Origin of the sequence: Paenibacillus sp. 2KB_22, from assembly GCF_052115745.1 — a bacterium.
Taxonomy (GTDB): Bacteria; Bacillota; Bacilli; order Paenibacillales; family Paenibacillaceae; genus Paenibacillus.
Genome location: NZ_JBFRHG010000001.1, coordinates 2,451,602 through 2,472,597 on the forward strand (window position 1 = coordinate 2,451,602; position 20,996 = coordinate 2,472,597).

A 20,996-nucleotide genomic window follows, 5' to 3' on the forward strand; every position below is an offset into this window, starting at 1 on the left:
ATCTACCTCACCTCCCTTGAACTACCTGTACCCGTCAATGTCTTCAGACTGTTGCCCAATACATCAAACGCACGAACAACCAGCAATAATGCCAGTCCCGGGAAAAAGGCGAGCCACCACATGCCAGCAGATAAATATCTCATCGACTCTGACAAAATAATGCCAATTGCCGGTTGCTGCGGGGACAACCCCAGCCCCAGAAACGTAATGGCTGCCTCATGCAGAATCGCATGGGGGAAGATTAACAGTACGCCCACGAACAATTGTGGGACCAGATGTGGCAGCATATGCTGCACTGCTATCCGTAATCGCGATTGACCCAACTTGTGTGAAATCTGAATATATTCTGCGGATTTCAGTTGAATCATCTCCGCTCGTACAATCCGGGCCAGATTCGGCCAGTGCGTCAGCGCGATGGCTGCCGCCACTCCTGCCAAACCTCCACCAAATACAAAGGCCAACATAACCAGTGATACCAGATGAGGCACACTGAGAAACAGGTCGATAATCCATGAGATCACCCGATCAGCAGCCTTGCTAGTAGCAGCAGCCAAACCCAATAACATTGCGATCGATCCACCGCCACATGCAGCAAGCAGTCCCACTTGAATGCTGGTTGCCAGTCCTTTTAACGTACGCATGAACATATCTCTTCCGAGCCAATCTGTGCCAAATGGATGCGCCCAGGCTGGAGCCAGATTCCGATCCATTAATGAGGTTAGGGTAGAACCAGCAGGAAGAAGTCTGCCCGTCAACCACACAACGGCAATCCAAATCACCGCAAGGCTTCCCCAGATCACCGCTCTTTGGCGAGGATTGCGGAAATGTTGGTCTCTGGCACGCGCATATCCTTTTCTAGTCTGGCTTGTTTCTCGCTCAGCCCCCGCTTGCAACAACTCCGGAGTATTGTTGTACCGTACCGCTTGATTCGCCATTTTTACTTTCTGTACATCGGTTGTTTCGTCCGTCTGCTCGGAGGAGCGTTCGATCGTCTGCTTCATGATATCAGCTCCTCCTTCATTCGCGGATCAATCATACGATACATAATGTCGGCAAGCATATTACCCGTAAAAACAAAAATCGCACTGCACATTACAAGTCCAAGCAGCAGTGGAACATCTCCACGCAACCCCGCTTGAACCGTCGCCTGACCAAGGCCAGGGTATGAAAATACCTGCTCTGCAAGCACAGCCCCACCGAACAGTTCACTGAACGAAGCAAACTGCAGCGTGATGGCTGGCAAAACAACATGTCTGAACCCATGCCGACGGAACAGCTGAAATCCACGCTCACCCCGCGCTCTAGCAAACAGAATATAATCTGACTCCAGCACATCCGTAAGCTTCTGCCGGGTATGCAAAGCGATGGAAGCTACCCCAGTCAGACTGAGAGTCAACGCTGGCAGAATCATATGAATAGCCCGATCTCCCCAGGTCACCTGATCAGCCGACATCCCTGCGGGTACCCCAAGGCCAACTGGAAGCCATCCGAGCCACACCCCAAATACCATTAGCAGCAACAGCGCAATCCAGAATACCGGCGTGGAGGCCAGCGTGTAACAATACCAGCAGATCAGGCGATCCAGCCTTGAATCCCTTCTCATGGCAGCAACTACACCAAGAGTGAATCCGAAGATACCAGATAGTAGCCAGGCTACAGCCATAAGCGCGACAGAATTCATGAATCGTTCCTGGATAATATCCGCTACAGGCTGTCTGTAGATCATTGATGTTCCCAGATCTCCCTGAATAAGTGCTTGTCCCCAGGTCAGCAATCGTTCCATTGGAGATTCATTCAATCCCCAACGCTCTTCGATTAAACTGCGCTGTTCGGCACTTACCCTGATCATATCTCCACCAATGTAAGCTTCGATCGGGTCCACAGGAGAGAATTGCATTAATATAAAAGACAACACACTGACTCCAACCAATAGAGATACGAGTCGCAACACTTTATAACCAACAAATCTGGCCCATCCATTCCTGCCCGTCATCCAATCTCTCCCCAATTCAGGCTAAAGCTACCGCTATGCTTCTTATTTCGCGCTGTTATCCCAGGTCCATTCCTCCAGATTGGATGTCACCGGCCAGCCGTGACCATGGGGGTGAATCTGCTGCTCGCCAATGTTTAGTCCATTCGTAACCAGATACAGATGATCTATATTTACGAGCCACGCCCAAGGTGCGTCCCCCTGATAACTGAAACCTGTTGTGCCATCCCATTCCGCTTTTTGCCAGAAGGGCAATGCCTCTTCCTCACTGGTGGCCTGAAGGGCCTTCTCCATCCATGAATCCACGACAGGATTACTGTACAGTCCTACATTGTAATATCCTTCTCCCTTGTGGGTACTGCTATAGAGGTTATAGGTTTCCAGTGGATCATGACTGCCCCAACCAAATAATACAGCGTTGGAGTAAGCCATCTTTTTCGTCTCTTCACGGCTTTTGCCTTCAACATTGATTTTAATTCCCACCTGGGCAACCATATCCGCAGTAGCTAACGCCAGAGATTGTCTTGTTAAATCACCTGCAAAATAAAGCAGATTGAACTCGGCCTTAACACCGTTTTTCTCGACGATACCATCACCATCTGCATCCACCCAGCCACCAGCCGCCAGAATGTGCTTCGCTTCTTCGAGACTGGCATCCTTAAATACAGCTTCTGCATTGCTCCAAGGCAGATCATCACTGACGGAATAAGCGGGACGACCATACCCTTCAAGTACCCCCTCAACCAAAGCCTTACGATCAATCACAACATTCACCGCTTGGCGAATTGCCAGATCGGATGTCACATCATTCCCTGCGGGAAGACCATCGCCCGACTTGGCACCAGCAGGCTGCATGGGGAACATGATGCCCCGGTTATCTACCGTTTTTACGGCCTCTAATGTCATGCCATTCACCTGTTGTTTGCTAAATGCTGCCGGGATCGCAGCGATATCCACTGTACCTGCCTGTGCAGCGGCATAGGCCGCATCTTCATCCAGATAGAGAAAGGTGAGTTTGTGGAATGCAGACTTGTTACCGTAATACTCTTCATTGGCTTCAACGATGGCCTGTTGTCCTTTGTCCCACTGAACCAGCTTGTACGGTCCTGATCCAACCGGATGCTCTGCATAATCAGCGCCATAGGCATGTTCAGGCACAATACCAAGTGTCGTCAGCAGGCTGATGAATGTTGACTGCGGCGACTTCAGTCTGAATACGACCGTTCTATCATCAGGTGCCTGCACATCAGCCATATTCGTCAAATCAATCACAGAACCACTCTGAGCAGCCGTATCAAACGTAAATTTCACATCCTCAGACGTCAAAGGTTCCCCATCAGAGAACTTCACATCATCCCGAAGAGTAACCTTCCAGGTTAACCCATCTTCACTAACGGAGTATGCCGTAGCCAGATCGTTAACCAGTTGAAGCTTAGCGTCTCTCTTTAGCAAAGTACTCTGGAAAAGTGGAGAACCATACTGCCCCCATCCGGTTGTCGGATCAAAACCACCTTCCGGCTCTGTACCAACAGCCAGCACCAATTCGTCTTTGGTGGTGGAAGTCCCCGGTTGTCCGTTCTCTGCTGCTGATGATGCTGTCGGTTCTACGCCCTGTGCACAACCAGATAATCCAATGGAACATATAAGCAGGATACCAAGTCCTGTTCTAACATTTCGTTTTCCCCATCTCCATGAAAATCTACCCATTCTGGTCGTTCCCCCTCTAAATATGTGCTGCACTCAATTATTTCGTGTTACTTTTTAGGGAAATTGTAGCACAAAACTCAAAACATATGTCAATAAACTTCACTTCGAAATCCAAATATTTTCATATATTTGAACTAATCATTGAATATTTATATGAACCGGCAATTGTAACGCTTTATAAAGTTAGGTATTATAACAAACAACAAAAAAAACAGACGGTTGGCATCTAACCAATGGTCTGTTTTTTAGATTCGCTATATTTTCATAGAAATTAAACTCACACTTCATCTTAATCGGCAGAACGATGATGATGATGACTGTGACCATGCTGACTCGCACTGTGACTGTGATCCTGGCTTTGATCCGGATTGTCATCCTGATCTAGACTTCGAGCATGAGCCAGTTTATTGAGTTCATCCACATAAGTCACAGACAGCTCAGCGTACAGTACCCCTTTTTGCACTTGAATCTGTTGATGCAGATGACGCAATCGTTCCAGGTTTCCCCGCACTGCAATTACCTCCAGACATTGGTCATGGTTCAGGTGCACGTGCATATTGGAGATGATGTCATGATGCGCCTCATGCTGGAGCTCCATCAAGCGAATGGGAAGATCACTGATATGGTGATCATAGACCATCACAATGGTGCCAGCTACATCCTGATCGGATTGCAGTACGGAAGGTTGAAGTAATGTTTTGCGAACAAGATCACGGAAAGCTTCGGATCGGTTTTTGTATCCCTGTTCCTCAATATACTGGTCAAATTGCTCAATCAGAGGTGTAGGAAATGCCACACCGAACCGGGTCAAATCTTCTTTGTCTGCCATGCTTCTCCTCCTGCGCCCTCATTTGCTTCGAGTGTACCACAGACTTGTCTGCTCATCGACTATACTGTTGCATAAAGCGTACTGCCGAATGTATCGCCTGTTGACCAGCTTCACTCTTCAGATCAAATTGATAATCATGTCCCAGCTTCTCTGACGAGTTCGAGAAAAATAAAGTTTCCGTATCAACATCAAGTCGCTTCAAGACTTGTGCCAGCTCAATCGATTGACTTGTCAGCGGGTCATCATTGCCTGAGGTAATAAATGCAGGCGGGTACGCTGCTGTCGCCTGAAGCACGGTCGACATTTCATGCAGACGTGGATAGTCTTCAAATGTTTTGACTCCCGTATATGACCAGAGAAATGTACGTATGAGTGGAAAGCCTGTTTCCGCTACTGTGCTCAGATTGTAAGGACCACAGAATAGAAGAACCCCACGTAATTCTTCTGGCTGAATGGATGGTGTTATATTCATGAGCTTGGCGAGGGAAGGATTCGTCACCACTGCCGCAGTCTGACTTGCAATCTGGGCACCTGCCGAATTGCCTGCGAGAAATATGTTTTCCGGATCACCCTGATACTCACTGACATGGTTCTTCACGTAAGTCAAAGCCTGATTCGTTTGAACCACGGGAATGGGATATTTCATATCCGGTGCGAGTGCATAATTCATACTGACGACAACGTAACCCTGCTTGGCTAATTGTACTGCATAATCTGCGATGTCCGCTTTGTCTCCCAAGACCCATCCACCGCCATGAACCCACAGCACGACAGGCAAAGGTTCCGATGTTACGGAAGGATAATAGATATCTAACGTACTGTCATTATGGCCTTCGTCTGCATAGGGCACATTCGCAACACGAGTTACGCCTTCCGAGATCATACGATCTTTGCTGTTCGCATCTTGATTAGCAATCTCAATAAATGATTTTAATAAAAATACCGTTAGTTTTGGTGTCCATTGTGCACCAATTCCAATAAAACCTATGATGAAAATGAGTACAACGCTAGGAATCCAGTACCGTTTACGTTTAAGCCCTCTTGCCCCCGTACGTTTTGTTTCCAACTTGGACTGCAATAGTTTCACCTCGTTCCATCATCATCGAAGCGTCTTTACATCTAAAGTGGTGTACGTTGCGGAGAGGACAGGGTTTCCTCTTATTTGGGTCTTTTAGCGATTTCCTGTCTGACTTTCATATATGTAGTGGATACTTTTTGCTCCAGTGTATGAATATTTTGTTTTGCGCCTGCCCACTTCTCTGCTGCAGAAGCCAATGCATTCAATGAGCTGAGTACACGTGACGTTTGACCTTGCTTTGCACTCTGTTTGAACTGTTGTAATGCGCCCGAATATCGTTCTTTCGCCAGACTCGCCTGTTTTTTAGCCGTTTGAATCTGTTTCTTCGCGGAGTCGGTGCCTGCTAGCATAATACGTAAACGTTTTATTTCAGCACTCTTCCGTTTACGTGCTTCGGCAAGTTCCTTTTTCTTGATCCGAATGTCTTCTCTGGCAAGCTGTACAACGGGTCTCAATGTGTCTGCCTGCGTACGGATCGCTGCACTCCATTCCTTATTTTTGATGGCTTTGGCTGCATCCAGCTGTCGATTGACTGAACTATAGAGGGCGAATAGCGGTTCATATCGGGCTTGGGTTTGTTTTACTTTTTCAGTTAGAGCCGCGATCTTCGCGTCATCGGTTTGTCTTATTTCTACACGTAATCGCTCCAATTCCGCGGTATTGGCGGCATGAAGTGTCTTTGTCTTTTGTTCCCAAGCCTGCTCTTGAGCCTTCCAGTTCCCTACTTTCTCATACGTTTGCTTCAACGTTAACTTGGTTTGGGCATCGGCTTTGTTCAAAACGGAGTCCCAGGCTTTCTGCGCGGTTACGCCAAGATCTATGCCCGCCGCCTCGACTGAAGAAGCAAAATACATCGTGCCTGCGCCGAACAAAATTACAAGCCCTATAAGTAGGCGTGGTCCAAATAAAAGATGAGCGAATGATCGCAAATGAGATCGTTGGACTTTACGTTGACGTGCTACGTGACTACCGCTATATCCTGTCAAAACATGAGATAGACTTAAACTTGTCTCCATTGGAACTGTACCTTCTAAAGCTAAATCTTCGATATGCTGTCGACCCTTCTTTCCCTCCACCAAGCCATGATGATCTATGAAGTTATGTGAGCTTGATCGTTCCAATAAGGAACAACCACATATCATCGCTAACATGGCCTCCTGATCGTTTATCGTTTCCTCCCACACTTCTGTTTGCATGCGTCTCTACACCCTTTCTTCTAAAATATGTAGCAGAATAGCCAACGAAATCAGCGAACGACAAAAAAGCACCCGCAAGTCAGGCATTTGCCTGCTCTTACGGGTGCTTCCCTCATAAGCCGTTCCATATGAGATTCGATTGAACGAGTCGCTCGAACCTTTCCTTTTTCTAATATATTCCATTCGTTGTATCTGGTCAAGTCGTGCTAGTTTGACTGGTCTAATATCAACCCTTTAATCAACGGGAGAACCCTTCCCGCTTATCGATAACAACTGATATAGCTTAGCTTATTGATTGACCAGAATAGCTTTCATCGCCTCGGTCAGATCCTCTTCTTTCAGCATCATATAGATGTTCTCGCCACGAGTTACATTCAACTTGATCTGATAAATGGTATCTTTCTCTGTTAGATAACCAGACCGTTGACGTTTGAGCAAATCACTAATGATTTCTTTGTTTTTAGTCGCTATCTGTTTGTTACCACTTAGATTTCCATCGATATATTCTGGCTCCGGAGTAGTCCACTGAAGCGAACCCGGACTGTTAATCTCCTGCTTCGCAAACTGAGCGGAGACAATCTCATCTGCCTGGACAAGCAACTGGTCATATAATTTGTTCTCCTTCAGCCAAGCCAATACCCGATCATAGCTAGGTTTGATCTCAAAATTCCACATCTCCCTCGGTTGAAACGGATCTTTTGAAGACGAATCCTGATTCATCTCTGCGTAAGCAAACGACTGCCACGGGGAGCGCTGTTCTTCGTAGGTTTGATCCAAAATGTCCTGTCTCAAGAGTTCCTTGAATTCACGGACTTGCTCCGGATTGCTAATATACACCTTTCGGTATGAACTAGTGGCAGAGCGAATGCCAAAACTTAATGCCTCTTCTTCCAGCTTATACGTTTCAAAGGCAACTCTTTTGTAATCCTGGGACTGTTTCAGAGCCATTAATTCCTGATGGAATTCGGCTTCTGGGATGTAGTATTTACGTTTCATCACCTTGCCGTTATCCAGCTTGTAGTTAATTAATATAGACTCATCATTACGCATACCTGTATTAATTGGATCATCCAGTAAAGGAAGATCGGAATCCACAATTTTTTGATGAAGAGCGATAACTGCCCCCATGTATTCCGGATCATTAGAATAGAGGTGAGCATCGTCCTTTTTCTGACTGACACCGTTACTGTAGGTATAACTCTCCCCGCCAAGTTTGATACTGTTCACCTTGCTCATTTCAGGCACTCGAGCGGCGTATCCATTCCAGTCGGCAATAGGTACGTACAGTATCAGACCAGCGATGATACCATATAGAATCAGCTTGGGTAGCAGCCTGCTGCTCCAGATCAGCCATGTTTTGCGAATAATCATCTCCGCAACGATATAACCTACAATTCCGCCGAGGATATATCCGAATATTCCCCATCCAGCTGATCCTCTTGGAGCAATCATTGTAAAGTAACCTCCGCCAATCAGAACCAATGTAAACATTAATCCAAAGCGGAATATAGGTTTTATAAGCTTAAACGTAACTGCTTGAGTAGCAGATTCAACCTGTCTCTTCGCATAAAGTACATAGGCTAGAGGAATAAACAGGATTGCAAATATCGCATAGATAATTAACTCCTGACGGATTACAGGGAGGTTACTGATCGAACCCACACGCAGGACAAGTGAAAGTTTCTCCGCATTAAAGCCCACTTCTTCAAAAGCATATCCGAGCAAATAATGCTGTAGATGAAGTGACATAATGAACCATACGACAACAGGTAACAAGACGAGTGCGTACACGGTGAGTCCCTGCAATACAGATTGACCAATGCACATACCGACCGCCACAGTTAGCATGAACATAAACAGCGAGTAGATACTCATGCTCAAGCCCCACATCCAGATTGTACTGCCATCGAACAGAAAAGCAGGTTGATCCAGTACAGCCCATACCCAGCCTGTAATCGCAGTTGTAATCCAGATTGGCAGCAGGATCAAGGCATATCCGGTCAACAGATTAACCGTTAATAGATGTTTACGACGTAACGGCAAACTATGGAACAGATCAGAAGGTGAACCGGATTGAATATACCGAAAAAGAAAGATTCCAGCCGCTACGGGCAGCGTAATGGCGAACAAAATCTGCACTTCACCATTGGCCTGAAACAAACTTGTAATCTGCTCTGGCACATCCCTGTACTCGGTAGCGATATATAACGGAAGTGAGAACAACAATGTGATGAGATACAAAATGCCTATCCATCCATGCTGTCTGAAATTTTGGATCAGGATGCCCCGGTTACAGAACAATCGGTTGAATATCATACCCTGCGTCCTCCATTTCGTAGATAAATATTTCTTCGAGCGTCAGAGGCAGTACATCCAGCAGATACGGATCATGTATACGGAATTGTTCCGTTACCTGTTGTCGGTTGCCTTTGACAATGTACAGGGATACACTTCCCCGTTTTTCTTCATGCAAAATATCAATCTGCTTATCCATGGCTTCGGCATGGTCAGGGTGGCGGAAAGCAACCTGGATTTTATGCGTATCGGCCTTCAGATCATCAAGATCCTTCTCTACAATAATTCGGCCTTTGTGCATAATCGCCACATGGTCACACAGATCTTCGATCTCACGCAAGTTGTGGGACGAGATCACGATTGTGACGTGACGCTCAGCTGCTTCCTGGAACAGCAAGTTTTTGATCTGCTGGCGCATGACCGGATCAAGACCGTCAATCGGCTCATCCATCAGCAGCACTTCAGGCATACAGCTAAGTCCCAGCCATACGGCTGCCTGACGGCGCATGCCTTTGGACATGCGATGCAACTTGCGTTTGACATCCAGTTTGAACACGGTCGCCAGTTGCTTGAACCGTTCCTCATTCCAGCGTGGATATACGGAACGATAAAATGCAGCCATCTGAGTTATTGAAGATTGCGGGAAAAAGTAGGGCGCATCTGCCATAAAAATCGTGCGGCCTTTGAGATCCATATTTTCATAAATCTCATGATCTTCGATACGAACAGTCCCGCTGTCCTGACGGTAAATACCAGCCATCATTTTGAGCAGCGATGTCTTGCCTGCCCCGTTGGAACCGAGCAAACCATAGATCGACCCCTTATGTATGTTCATCGTTACGCCATCCACTGCCTTTTCCTGTTCAAACGCTTTGACGACTTGATTCAGCTCAATCATGAGGCTCCTCCTTCTCTATACGGGCCATCGCTTCCTCAAACAAAAGCGTCATATCCGCTTTGGTCAAACCGGAATACGAAGCTTCTGCAATCAACTTCACCAGAGACTCTCTGATCTCATCTCTCATGGCTTCATTCGGATGTTCCACTGACGATGATACGAAGCTTCCTTTTCCCTGCAAAGAATAGATGTAACCTTCACGTTCAAGCTCGCGATACGCTTTTTGAATCGTATTCGGATTCACAGTCAGCTGCGTGGATAACGCACGAACGGAAGGAAGCTGTTCGTCGGGCTTTAGAATACCGTATACGATCATTTCTTTGACTTTGTCCACCAGTTGCTCGTAGATCGCCTTACGGCTGCGTACATCTAATTCGAACATCCCGCACCTCCTTTCTGTAAATGTGTGAAATAACCTATGGGTTTAAATGACTGTATCTGAAGTGTATTAGGTGTATTAACTGTACTACTATTATTAATACAGTTAATTCGGATTGTCAACCGTTAACTTTGACTTCCTGATTTATTCGGAGTACGTTAAAGAGAGAGAAAACATATGGTTTATTTGACATATAGAACATCTAGGAGCAGGTTCATTGCGCCTTAGGACGGGGCATAATTAGAGTGGCATTCACTTGAAGTGAGGTAAAGTGGGCTATTGGAAGCGTTACGGCTACTTGAAGTGATCCGTCTACACGAAACCTTTGCTTTTAACTTTTAACGTTTAATGTTTGTCCAAATGACATACAAAGGTTGTTCAGGTCTTTCCCCTTCCGTTATGATGGAGAGGAATATTGTTCGATAATCACTATGCAGCTAAATTAGAGTTAGCGAGACTATGTACTTGCTTTAAGTTCGGGTTTGCACAAATGAGCTACTGTGAGAGGGCGAGTGTAGACTCGGTCATTATTCATTTGGTTTGTTGGTATGAAATTTGAAGATTGATATAGGGTTAGCGTTGCTTGGGTCTGGGTCTGGGTCTGGGTCTGTGCAGCCTTCAGCCTTTTCGATCTTTTATTTGTTCGTTTGGAGTGCCAACTTGTGCTGTCCCTACTGGGCATACATATTGTAGATATGTCTTTCAAAGGGTGGACACGGACAGGAGCAATCAACCTAGAATTGATATCCTACATATAGATTATTTACACTCTTTTATCCCAAAACATCTATATGTAGTGTTTCATTTTTCTGGATAGGTATAGTACCTTTTTAGAAAAAGTGTCCACTCTTTGAAAGACAAAAATGAGATGAATGTCCTTTTGCAGTGGACAAGTATATGCCTCCATTCAATTGATACAAGTTGAACTATACATTCACACGGAAATATCGAAAGCAGGAATAGAACCGAAGAAGTGTAGCTAAAGCTTTCTATTGAAAGCTGCTCCCAAAGCATCCGTTACACCTTTAATACCTCACAAGGAGAATTCGAGATGAATGACCATAAACAGGATGAACAGCAGAATAATAAACCGAACGCATCACTCGAAACCAGTGGACACCAGAGGGAAATAACTGGGGAAATGACCACTTCAGATATCCGTTCCGTCCAAACAACTTCATCATCACGCGTGTTAATTGTCACCGCGGTGGATGCGGAAAAAGCTGCGGTCCTCCGCGGCTTGGGAGATACGGCCGCGGAACGTTTTGACGTCATCGCTGCGGGCGTTGGCCCAGCCTCGGCCGCAGCTGGAACAGCAGCTACATTGGCATATGCCGTAGCGGCTGCAAGCACAAGTGCGTTGGCGCACGGTTACACCGCGCCAAGCCCATCGGATGTGGCACAGACATCTGCCACATCTTCAAGGCCGGGGCCCCTTGCCGGGACCGGCTCTTCACCAGCCTACATGCTGGTGATCAGTGCCGGCATCGGCGGCGGGTTCCCCGGCCGGGCAGACGTCGGCTCCCTCGTGGTAGCCGACGCCATGGTTGCCGCCGATCTGGGCTCGCAGACGCCAGACGGCTTCCTTAGTGTGGACGAGCTCGGATTCGGCTCGTCCATTGTGGCGGCGGACGCGGAGCTAGCCGCTCGCCTGCGCCATGAGCTGCAGCGGGCCGGGCTCGCTGTCAGCGGAGGCACGGCGGTCACCGTGTCCACGGCGACCGGAACAGCGGAGACGGCCGCGGAGCTATTGCGCCGCGTGCCGGATGCCGCCGCCGAAGGCATGGAAGGCTTCGGCGTGGCAACCGCCGCCCAGCAGTTCGGCGTGCCAGCACTCGAACTGCGGGCCATATCCAACGCGGTCGGTCCACGCGACCGCGACGCTTGGCGCATCAAGGATGCCCTCGATGCGCTTCAGGCTGCAAGTTCCATTCTACGGGAGGTTATTACATCATGAAAATTGCATTTTCCCCTTGTCCAAATGATACATTTATCTTTCACGCGTGGGTGCACGGGCTGATCCCAGGCGCACCTGAGCTGGATGTCCGTTATGCTGATATTGATATTACCAATGGTCTGGCTGCAAATCCGGATGGACCCGACACTCCTGAAGTGATGAAAATATCTTATGCAGCACTGCCATACGTGTTATCTGACTATGCTCTGCTTCCTGCTGGAGGCGCACTCGGCAGAGGATGCGGTCCGCTGGTTCTGACAGCAAACGGTACGACCGATCCAGCCTATCTGTCTGGACGACGGGTTGCTGTGCCGAGTGAACGCTCAACAGCATATCTATTATTCCGTCTGTGGGCAGCACAAAATGTTCCTGGTGGCGTAGGTGAGATTGTCGTCATGCCATTCGACCAGATCATGCCTGCTGTACGTGACGGCAAGATCGATGCCGGACTTGTCATCCATGAAGCACGCTTCACGTACCAGAACTATGACCTCAAACTGATGACGGATCTTGGTAACTGGTGGGAAAGCGATACCGGGCTTCCGATTCCGCTGGGAGCAATCATTGCACGTCGCAACATGGATGCCCATGCCCTCGCCGGATGGGCACGCGCCTCCGTTGAATATGCATGGGCGCACCCGGAAGAGTCGAGAGCATACGTTATGGAACATGCACAAGAAATGGACCCTGACGTAGCTGCACAGCATATCGGACTGTATGTTAACGAATTCAGCGCTAATCTGGGCGATGATGGCTACGGTGCGATTACTGCACTTCTTGGACGTGCCATGAAAGAAGGACTCGTTCCCGAGTTCGATCTTGATCTGTTGCGGATCTAACATTGCTTGATTCGGAGCTATAGCTGTGCGTTCTAAAACTAACGAACCCTATGCACGTTATTCTGCGGAATATCATGCAACGAAAATTCTAACGAATCCCAGACACTCTATTTAGCTAGAAATGGGTCATATCACCAACAAACTCGCTTAAATTCGCAAAATAACGTTCCTACGATTCGTTAGAAATTGCGATGTGCGTATTTCCAGCGAATAACGTTTGCTCGGTTCGTTAAAGTCCGTCCCAAGGCCACAAAATAGAAAGAGCTGTCCCCTAAAGTCAGACGCATGACGACGGGACAGCTCTTTTTTGACTTTATATTTCAACAGAAAGAACGCCTGCTGCTTTACTCAACCTCACGCTCTCGACTTCGTCCTGTTCCTACCTACTCCTACATCCAATCCTTATTCCCACATCCAAACCCACTTCTAATTAATCCTTCTTCTCTTCCTCTTAGCCGTATCTATTCTCGTTAGCCATGTCTACTTCGTAAACATTCCCTACGAATCAGCCACAATCGTGCGGATCATCATCCGCAGCGCATCCAGCATCACGGGTATAGGTAGCGAAGGGATCGAAGGCTGCAATACAGCCATCTCTGTTGAGGCGGGAAAGTGTACAAATCCGGCACGGATCAGAAGTTGACCTACTCGAATGTGATCCAGTACCCGGTACATCGTGTTGTTGCAGATATACGTGCCTGCTGTATTGGAGACGGCTGCCGGAATACCTGCTGCTGACATGTCATTCACCATGGCACGTATAGGCAACGTGGAGAACAAACCGTCCGGGCTACCATCAACAATTGGCTCGTCCACGGGACGCTGCCCCTGGTTATCCGCGTAGGAGCCAGGCGGAATGTCTTTGACATTAACGGCAATCCGCTCCGGTGTGATGCACGTTCTGCCCTTGGCCAGCCCACAGGCGATGACAACATCGGGCCCATAGGCTTCCATCTCTGCGATGAGCAGATCTGCACATTCATCGAAGTGCACGGGCAACAGTACTGTTTTTAGCTCAGCACCCTCGATCACTTCGTTCGCAAGAGCTTCCATTAACGCTCCCGTCGGATTCACTGTATCTCCGCCAAAAGGTTCAAACCCGGATATCAGAATTTTCACCATCACACGTCAGCTCCTGTCTGTTACTCCGATTTGTAACGCAATCCCCACTGACCCCGAATCGTGTCCATCAGTTTCATAATTTCCAGGGATTCGTCCAGTTTAATGGTATTGCTCTCCGTCCGACCTTCGAGGATACAGCGTCCGGCTTCTTCTGCCTCAAAAGCATAACCAATACATGTTCGATCATCCGTGAACTTCTCCGGCTCGTCCTGACCATTCACATGAAGATAGGCTTCTTTGCCCGCCAGGAATAAAGGGAGACGAATCTTGCCTTCCGTACCGTATATGACCGCTTCATTGCTGAGGTTCAGACGAATGGCAGCACTCAGTGATGCAGAACGCCCTTCGGAATAGGACAGTAATACGGAAAACTGCTCGTCCACCCCCGTCTCACCGATATTGGCCGTACTCCATACATGCTGGGGCTGTTCGCCAAAGATCATCGAAGCAAAGGAGATCGGGTACACCCCTGCATCAAGCAAAGCTCCCCCACCCAGATCCGGATTAAGCAACCTTCCTTCCGGCTCCCAGCCGACACGGAATCCAAAGTCTGCCTGAAGCAAACGTACTTCACCGATTCGTCCTTCAGCAATCCATGCTCTGGCTTGAGCGATCGGCGGCAAAAAGCGTGTCCACATCCCTTCCATCAGGAAGAGGTTGCGCTCCCGTGCCGTCTCCACCAGTTGCTCCAACTGACGCGCATTCATCGTAAACGGCTTTTCACAGAGCACCGCCTTGCCTGCCTCCAGACAAGCCATGACATTCTCCTTATGCACAGGATGAGGTGTTGCCACATAGATAATATCTACCTCAGGATCTTGCAGCATCTCATCATAAGAACCGTAAGCGCGTGCAAAACCATATTCAGCTGCAAACTTCTCCGCGCTACCCGCTGTCCGTGAACCTACCGCTGCTTTCACTGCGTTCCCGGCATGCTCCAGATCCCTTGCAAACTGGGATGCAATCCATCCCGTGCCCATAATGCCCCAACGTACTTTGTCCCGTCCCGCTACTTCTGTCATATTAAAGCCTCCCTACTGCAAATGTGTTAAAAAGGATCATGATTCAGATCAGGCCAACAGGTTATCCCCTTTATTTTACCAAAAAGAAACGCTTACGTCAGAAAACGATTTCGATTATGTGTTCTCATTAGAATTCCAGTTCACCAGGGACTCGAACATCTCTGTGTACATTTCAATTCTCCAATAGATTTGCTAAGATTATCAGCAGACTTGGGTCAAGAGTTCTTGTCCCTAAGCTGACTTGTAACTAGGGCGTGTCTGAAAACTCCGAAGGAAACAGTCTTTGCTGAATTTTCGTTCCAAGCAAGAAAGGTTTTCCGTAGGCGTGCCGGGGCACGTCAAAGGGAAGTGCGCTGTGTGGGGCGAAAAGGCGGTAAAAGATGTACGTCAGCGAGTTTTGAGACACGTCCTGGGGACAATCCGGTTACATTATCCACCACACCTGATCAACAGAACCTATCCCCGTCTTACATGTATAAAATATCTGACTATACTGCAAACGTGCTTTTGACAAGGCAGCCAGTAATCATAAAATCATGCGAAACGCATCAATAGATGTTCAAGAACAACGTTCAGGTCGAGCGAATATAGTCCCGTTCCAGAATCAATCATTACCTAAATAACTTTTCATAAGAGAGGAGGTCGCCTAGCCCCATGACTACCATCCCAAGTCCCGCCCACAGCGGCATCAATCCACACCTGTTGCATCAGCAGACAAGTCCCACATCAGTAAAAGAATCCTCAACCCGTGCAGACCTGGATGCATTCCTGCATGATATCCTGATCGAATTCCGACAGGCAGAACAGATTATAACCCGTGGGAAATGGCACTGGTCCACGACTGAGCTTGCTCATCATACCTTCATATATATGCACAAATTCACGGGCACACTGATCATGAATGGGACCGAATCCCACCTAGGTCGCAAATCAGCTTGTCTGTGCACACCCGGCACAACAATTGAAATGATCGGAGATGAAGACCATGATATTGAACTATATATCATTCACTTTGATCTGTATCGGGCTACGGAGAAGACCAATGCCAGACGCATCTACGAACGTGAACTCAGTTCACCGGTTACAGGCTGGATTCAGGGCCCCTTTTACGGTATACAGCGCATTGCCGTGCAGCTTACACAACTTAACAACGATAATTCGCAAAAAGACTTGAAAGCACAGCTCTTCCTGACGGAACTGTTGCATATGCTCTGGCCCCAAGAAGACCCGACTGACGTAGTGGCTGGACAGGAGGAACCCGAACAGTGGCTCAGGTCCACCCTGCAATACATGCGCGAAAACTATATGAACGAGATCAAGCTGGAAAAGCTGGCTGAACTGGCTGACATGCACCCGTCCTATTACTCACAGCTATTCAAGAGCCGCATGCAGAAGAATCCGATTGAATACATCACGCATCTGCGTATGAACCGGGCCAAGGAATTGCTGCTCACTTCCGATCTGCGTATCCGTGATGTGGCTCGTGAAGTGGGTTACCGTGACGAATTTTATTTCAGCCGACGTTTCCGGAACCATGCTGGGTATGCTCCCACTTCCTATGCGAAGCAGGTTCACCGGAACATCGTATCGCTCTCCTATCCATACACTGACCATCTGATGACACTTGGCATCACGCCATGCGCAGCTCAGATCCAGGGCCACCTGCCTCATCTGCCCAAATCGCTGGCACTGCCCTTCCACGCTTATGAACCGTGGGAACAGGGACGTCAGGCTTTCCTGGATGTGAATCCTGAATTGATTCTGACCAAGGACAATGCAGCTGCAAAAGCCATGGAGCATATTGGCGATATCGCTCCCATCATCACCATTCCCTGGAACCAGACAGACATCTTCGGTCATCTGCATCAGATTGCATCTATTGTGGATCGTACCCAAGCAGCGACAGATTGGCTGGATCGACATGAGCGCAAAGCCGAGCGTGCACGCAAAAAAATCAAGGAATTGGCCGGAGATATTACCGTCGCCGTTGGCACGTTAACGCCTAAAGGTCCACGGATGTACAGCCACCGCAACTTCGGACATGTCTTTTACCGCAGTCTGCAATTGGCCGCTCCTCAGCGCATTCAGACCGAACTGGCTGGCAAACCTCCCGGCGTCGGATTCAACTGGTTGCCCTTCACACTAGGAGAATGGGATGGTTTGGAGGCAGATGTGCTGGTACTGGCGGTTAATTCTATGCATGAAAAGGCAACACTGTTGAAAGAGATGGCCTCGAATCCGCTATGGAACAGCCATCCTGCGGTAAAAAACGGACGTGTACATCTCATTGACTGGAACTCATGGGTCGTATATGCTCCTTATTCCATCAACATCCAGCTTGATGAAGCGCTCTCTATGTTGACGAACAAACCTTCACTTATGTAATCTAAAAAATGTCCATCTCCAGAATCTTAATTTATGCCATGTACGGGCCTGAATTAAGATTCTATAATGATCACTAATTGATAATGATAATCAATAACAATGAAATGCGTTGTTGGTACCAAAGGAGTGACCCGTATTCAACATCCGGGACTGCCACATCGTCCGTCTAATTCAAGAAAATCTGCAGTGACCGTTGGGCTGACGTTTTTGTCTGCCGTAGCCATACTGCTGCTAAGTATGTTTGTCGCCATCTCTTTAGGTGCCAAAGGGCTAACGCTGGAAACTGTATGGGCTGCCATATTTCAGTACAACCCGGCTTTGACACCACATCAGATTATTCATGAGCTGCGGCTGCCTCGTGTTCTTGCCGCGGTTATTATCGGCGCTGCCTTTGCCGCTGCAGGAGCTTTAATGCAAGGCATTACACGTAATCCGCTGGCAGACACGGGCATTCTGGGCATCAATGCTGGAGCCACTTTTGTAGTAGCACTGAGCTTTGCCTTTTGGCCCGGACTGCCATACGGCTGGATTATGTTCTTATCATTCGTAGGGGCTGTTCTGGGCACACTGCTTATCTTCCTGCTTGGCATGGCAGCACCTGGTGGTCTGAATTCCATTAGACTGACCGTTGCCGGGGCCGTTATTGCAGCCATGTTAACCTCGCTCAGCACAGGAGTTGCCATTTATTTTGACCTGAGTCAGGATCTGGCCTTCTGGTATGCAGGAGGTTTTGGCGGAATAGAATGGCGGCATCTCAAGCTGATTCTTCCCGTGCTGCTCGCCACACTCGTACTGATTATGCCACTCGCCCGGCGTGTATCGCTGATGTCACTCGGTGAAGAAGTGGCGATTAATCTCGGGATCAACCTGCGCTGGACGAGGTTTTTCGCCCTCGCAGCAGTTGTTGTGCTGGCTGGTGTGTCCGTGTCGGCAGTAGGCTCAATTGGATTTGTCGGACTGGTCATCCCTCATATCTCACGCAAATTGGTGGGTGTGGATTATCGACTCATCATTCCGATGTCTTCTCTGCTTGGAGCGATATTACTGGTGCTCGCCGATCTGGGCTCACGCATCGTGAACCCGCCGGAAGAGCTCGCCGTAGGCATTATGGTCGCCTTTGTTGGTGTACCGTTCTTCCTCTATCTGGCCCGTAAAGAAAGGAGGGCCTTGTAGCGATGAATTTCAATACACCTTCACGAGGTACACGTTCGATAGTCGTCAGTATCACGCTGCTCTGCATCGCCATTGCCGTTATTGCGATCAGCCTGAACACGGGGACCATTCGCCTCTCCCCAGCGGCTGTGTTACAGACTTTGTTTGGTCATGGCAGTTCGGACGATCAGATTGTTCTGTTTGATTACCGCCTGCCTCGCATCCTGGTCACGGTACTGGCCGGAGCGGGACTTGGTATTGCCGGAGCAGCCCTGCAAGGGATCACCCTCAATCCACTGGCGGACCCGGGCATTCTGGGATTACATGCAGGGGCAGCGTTTGGACTCATGGTGTTTGTTAGTCTCTCCTTTACGATGGATGGCTCTGTAGCCTTGCTGATTCCGTTATTTGCTTTTGCAGGCAGTGTTGCCGCCGCCCTGATCATCATGCTGCTATCTTATGATCGCCATAACGGCGTATCACCCATTAAGCTGATTCTGGTGGGAATTGCGGTAGCGGCCGGGTTCCATGCGTTGACCCTCTACCTATCCCTGCGTCTGGATGAAGACACCTATTCCTTTGCCGCTCGCTGGCTGGCAGGAAGCGTCTGGGGCAGGGACTGGATTCATGTGCAAGCGTTGCTTCCTTGGGTGGTGCTTTGTATCTCGTACATTTGGAGTCGTTCCAAAACGCTCGATGCCTTCAATCTTGGAGATGCTGCCGCAACCAGCATTGGGACGCCTGTTCGATCCCAGCGTGTTATTTTGCTGCTCTGTGCCGTAGCCTTGTCTGCCGTTAGTGTATCGATGGCTGGTGGCATTGGCTTTATCGGTCTGGCAGCGCCGCATCTGGCGCGCAGACTTGTCGGTCCGATGCATCGGCATCTGATCCCTGCTGCCGGGCTCATCGGTATGGTTATTCTGGTGACCGCCGACACGATCGGTCGCACTATTTTTCAGCCTAATGCCATTCCAGCAGGCGTGGTGGTTGCTGCGATTGGTGCACCTTACTTTTTGTACCTGTTAGTACGAAGCAAGTGATCTTTTTTTTTCAAAAAATAAAACAATAAAGACATCCAAGAGATGTTCAAGGAGAATGTGACTACCCATGTTAAAGAAAAATCTTATGCTTGTCATGAGTATCTGTCTGGTGCTTGTGCTTGCAGCTTGTGGAACGGCCAATAATTCATCATCTGCTTCTGGTGGTTCGTCTACGGATACTTCAACCAAGAATCAGGACAACAGTGCAAGTTCAGGAGAGCCACGTATTGCCTCCATGTCGATCCATCTGACCAATGATCTGCTGTCTCTCGGGATTACGCCGGTTGGTTCTGTTATCGGTGGCGAAGCCAAAGGCTTCCTGTCCCATGTTGCTGATCGCCTTCAAAATACAACCCCACTTGGTCCGGTTAAAGACCCGGATATGGAAGCTTTGCTTGCCCTGAAACCCGATGTGATCTATCTGGACGAAGAATTCTCCGGTGATGATATTGCCAAATTCGAAAAAATTGCTCCAGTGCATGTCTTCAATCTGGATGACGGTACATGGCGTGATCATCTGAAAGACATTGGCAAACTCGTGAATCGCGAGAAGGAAGCCGAACAATACATTCAGGACTATGCGACTGAGACGGAAGAAGTGAAATCTCTGATTCATGATACGATTGGTGATGGTACAGTAATGGCGATCCGTGTTACTGCCAAAGAATTACGTGTGTTCAGTACACGTCGTCCCATGGGTCCGATTTTGTATGAGGATCTCGGTCTGACGCCTGCCAAAGGCATCACAGATATCGATTCCACTAAACCGTATCAAGTCGTCTCCCGTGAAATCTTGCCGGACTATGATGCAGATGCGATCTTTGTGGTTGTGAATTCGGATGATGAAGCCCAAACCATGTTTAAGGAGCTGCAAAACAATCCGATCTGGCAAGGTCTAAAAGCAGTCAAAGCTGGTCATGTCTACCCAATTGGTGCACAACCTTGGCTCGATTACTCATCGATCGGTAATAAAATGGCCATGGATGAAGCCAAAGAAATGTTCTCCAAAAAATAACCAAAAAACCTCACTTTGAAAGCGGAACAGCGTTCGTATGAATCATACTTACGCTCTATCCCCCTCAAAGCTGAGGTTTTTGCTTTGGATCT

17 protein-coding genes are annotated in these 20,996 nt (G+C 48.3%); 6 read left to right on the forward strand and 11 right to left on the reverse strand.

The genetic code is table 11. The features are described 5' to 3' along the window. Nucleotides 1-2 precede the first annotated feature (2 nt). The 9 genes from AB4111_RS10865 to AB4111_RS10905 form a co-directional block, all read right to left on the reverse strand. A complete protein-coding gene (locus AB4111_RS10865; RefSeq protein WP_442031516.1) occupies nt 3-1,001 on the reverse strand; it encodes an ABC transporter permease in 999 nt (332 codons plus the stop codon). Beyond that, nucleotides 998-1,993 carry an ABC transporter permease gene (locus AB4111_RS10870; RefSeq protein ID WP_442031517.1) on the reverse strand — a complete coding sequence of 332 codons (996 nt, stop codon included), beginning with the start codon at nt 1,991-1,993 and terminating at the stop codon, nt 998-1,000. Before AB4111_RS10870 ends, AB4111_RS10865 begins: the two co-directional genes overlap by 4 nt. Before the next feature lie 42 nt (nt 1,994-2,035). Next, nucleotides 2,036-3,697, reverse strand: a complete 1,662-nt coding sequence (locus tag AB4111_RS10875; protein WP_442031518.1) for an ABC transporter substrate-binding protein — start codon at nt 3,695-3,697, stop codon at nt 2,036-2,038. 289 nt (nt 3,698-3,986) lie between these two features. Continuing rightward, nucleotides 3,987-4,526: a nickel-responsive transcriptional regulator NikR gene (gene nikR, locus AB4111_RS10880; RefSeq protein ID WP_442031519.1), complete on the reverse strand. Its 540-nt coding sequence runs from the start codon at nt 4,524-4,526 to the stop codon at nt 3,987-3,989. A gap of 52 nt (nt 4,527-4,578) precedes the next feature. Beyond that, nucleotides 4,579-5,604, reverse strand: a complete 1,026-nt coding sequence (locus tag AB4111_RS10885; protein ID WP_442031520.1) for an alpha/beta hydrolase — start codon at nt 5,602-5,604, stop codon at nt 4,579-4,581. Nucleotides 5,605-5,684: 80 nt separating this feature from the next. Next, nucleotides 5,685-6,800, reverse strand: coding sequence for a hypothetical protein (locus AB4111_RS10890; RefSeq protein ID WP_442031521.1), 1,116 nt, complete (start codon nt 6,798-6,800; stop codon nt 5,685-5,687). A 288-nt stretch (nt 6,801-7,088) separates the two neighbouring features. Beyond that, the gene (locus AB4111_RS10895) at nt 7,089-9,116 is read right to left on the reverse strand and encodes a hypothetical protein (RefSeq protein ID WP_442031522.1); all 2,028 of its coding nucleotides are present in this window, start codon (nt 9,114-9,116) and stop codon (nt 7,089-7,091) included. Beyond that, on the reverse strand, nt 9,091-9,993 hold the full coding sequence (locus AB4111_RS10900; protein WP_442031523.1) for an ABC transporter ATP-binding protein: 903 nt from the start codon (nt 9,991-9,993) through the stop codon (nt 9,091-9,093). The genes AB4111_RS10895 and AB4111_RS10900 overlap by 26 nt, the downstream gene beginning before the upstream one ends. Beyond that, entirely contained in the window at nt 9,986-10,375 is a 390-nt protein-coding gene (locus AB4111_RS10905; RefSeq protein ID WP_036606399.1) for a GntR family transcriptional regulator, read from the reverse strand. The genes AB4111_RS10900 and AB4111_RS10905 overlap by 8 nt, the downstream gene beginning before the upstream one ends. Before the next feature lie 1,138 nt (nt 10,376-11,513). Here AB4111_RS10905 and AB4111_RS10910 point away from each other — a divergent pair. Together AB4111_RS10910 and AB4111_RS10915 are read left to right on the forward strand one after the other, a co-directional pair. Next, entirely contained in the window at nt 11,514-12,329 is an 816-nt protein-coding gene (locus tag AB4111_RS10910; RefSeq protein WP_442031624.1) for a futalosine hydrolase, read from the forward strand. Continuing rightward, complete coding sequence (locus AB4111_RS10915) at nt 12,326-13,168, forward strand: 1,4-dihydroxy-6-naphthoate synthase (protein ID WP_442031524.1); 843 nt, start codon at nt 12,326-12,328, stop codon at nt 13,166-13,168. The genes AB4111_RS10910 and AB4111_RS10915 overlap by 4 nt, the downstream gene beginning before the upstream one ends. A gap of 498 nt (nt 13,169-13,666) precedes the next feature. Here AB4111_RS10915 and AB4111_RS10920 read toward each other — a convergent pair whose 3' ends face one another. Together AB4111_RS10920 and AB4111_RS10925 are read right to left on the reverse strand one after the other, a co-directional pair. After that, the gene (locus tag AB4111_RS10920; protein WP_442031525.1) at nt 13,667-14,290 is read right to left on the reverse strand and encodes a pyroglutamyl-peptidase I; all 624 of its coding nucleotides are present in this window, start codon (nt 14,288-14,290) and stop codon (nt 13,667-13,669) included. A gap of 20 nt (nt 14,291-14,310) precedes the next feature. Beyond that, complete coding sequence (locus AB4111_RS10925; RefSeq protein ID WP_442031526.1) at nt 14,311-15,312, reverse strand: Gfo/Idh/MocA family protein; 1,002 nt, start codon at nt 15,310-15,312, stop codon at nt 14,311-14,313. A gap of 654 nt (nt 15,313-15,966) precedes the next feature. On the opposite strand from AB4111_RS10925, the gene AB4111_RS10930 reads away from it, so the two are divergent. The 4 genes from AB4111_RS10930 to AB4111_RS10945 all read left to right on the forward strand — a co-directional run bounded on the left by AB4111_RS10930 (nt 15,967) and on the right by AB4111_RS10945 (nt 20,904). Then, on the forward strand, nt 15,967-17,697 hold the full coding sequence (locus tag AB4111_RS10930; RefSeq protein ID WP_442031527.1) for a helix-turn-helix domain-containing protein: 1,731 nt from the start codon (nt 15,967-15,969) through the stop codon (nt 17,695-17,697). Between the two features lie 99 nt (nt 17,698-17,796). Next, nucleotides 17,797-18,870: a FecCD family ABC transporter permease gene (locus AB4111_RS10935; protein ID WP_442031528.1), complete on the forward strand. Its 1,074-nt coding sequence runs from the start codon at nt 17,797-17,799 to the stop codon at nt 18,868-18,870. Nucleotides 18,871-18,872: 2 nt separating this feature from the next. Beyond that, nucleotides 18,873-19,889, forward strand: coding sequence for a FecCD family ABC transporter permease (locus tag AB4111_RS10940; RefSeq protein ID WP_442031529.1), 1,017 nt, complete (start codon nt 18,873-18,875; stop codon nt 19,887-19,889). Nucleotides 19,890-19,956: 67 nt separating this feature from the next. Further along, nucleotides 19,957-20,904 (forward strand): iron-hydroxamate ABC transporter substrate-binding protein, encoded by a 948-nt coding sequence (locus AB4111_RS10945; protein ID WP_442031530.1) that lies wholly within the window; start codon nt 19,957-19,959, stop codon nt 20,902-20,904. Nucleotides 20,905-20,996 lie beyond the last annotated feature (92 nt).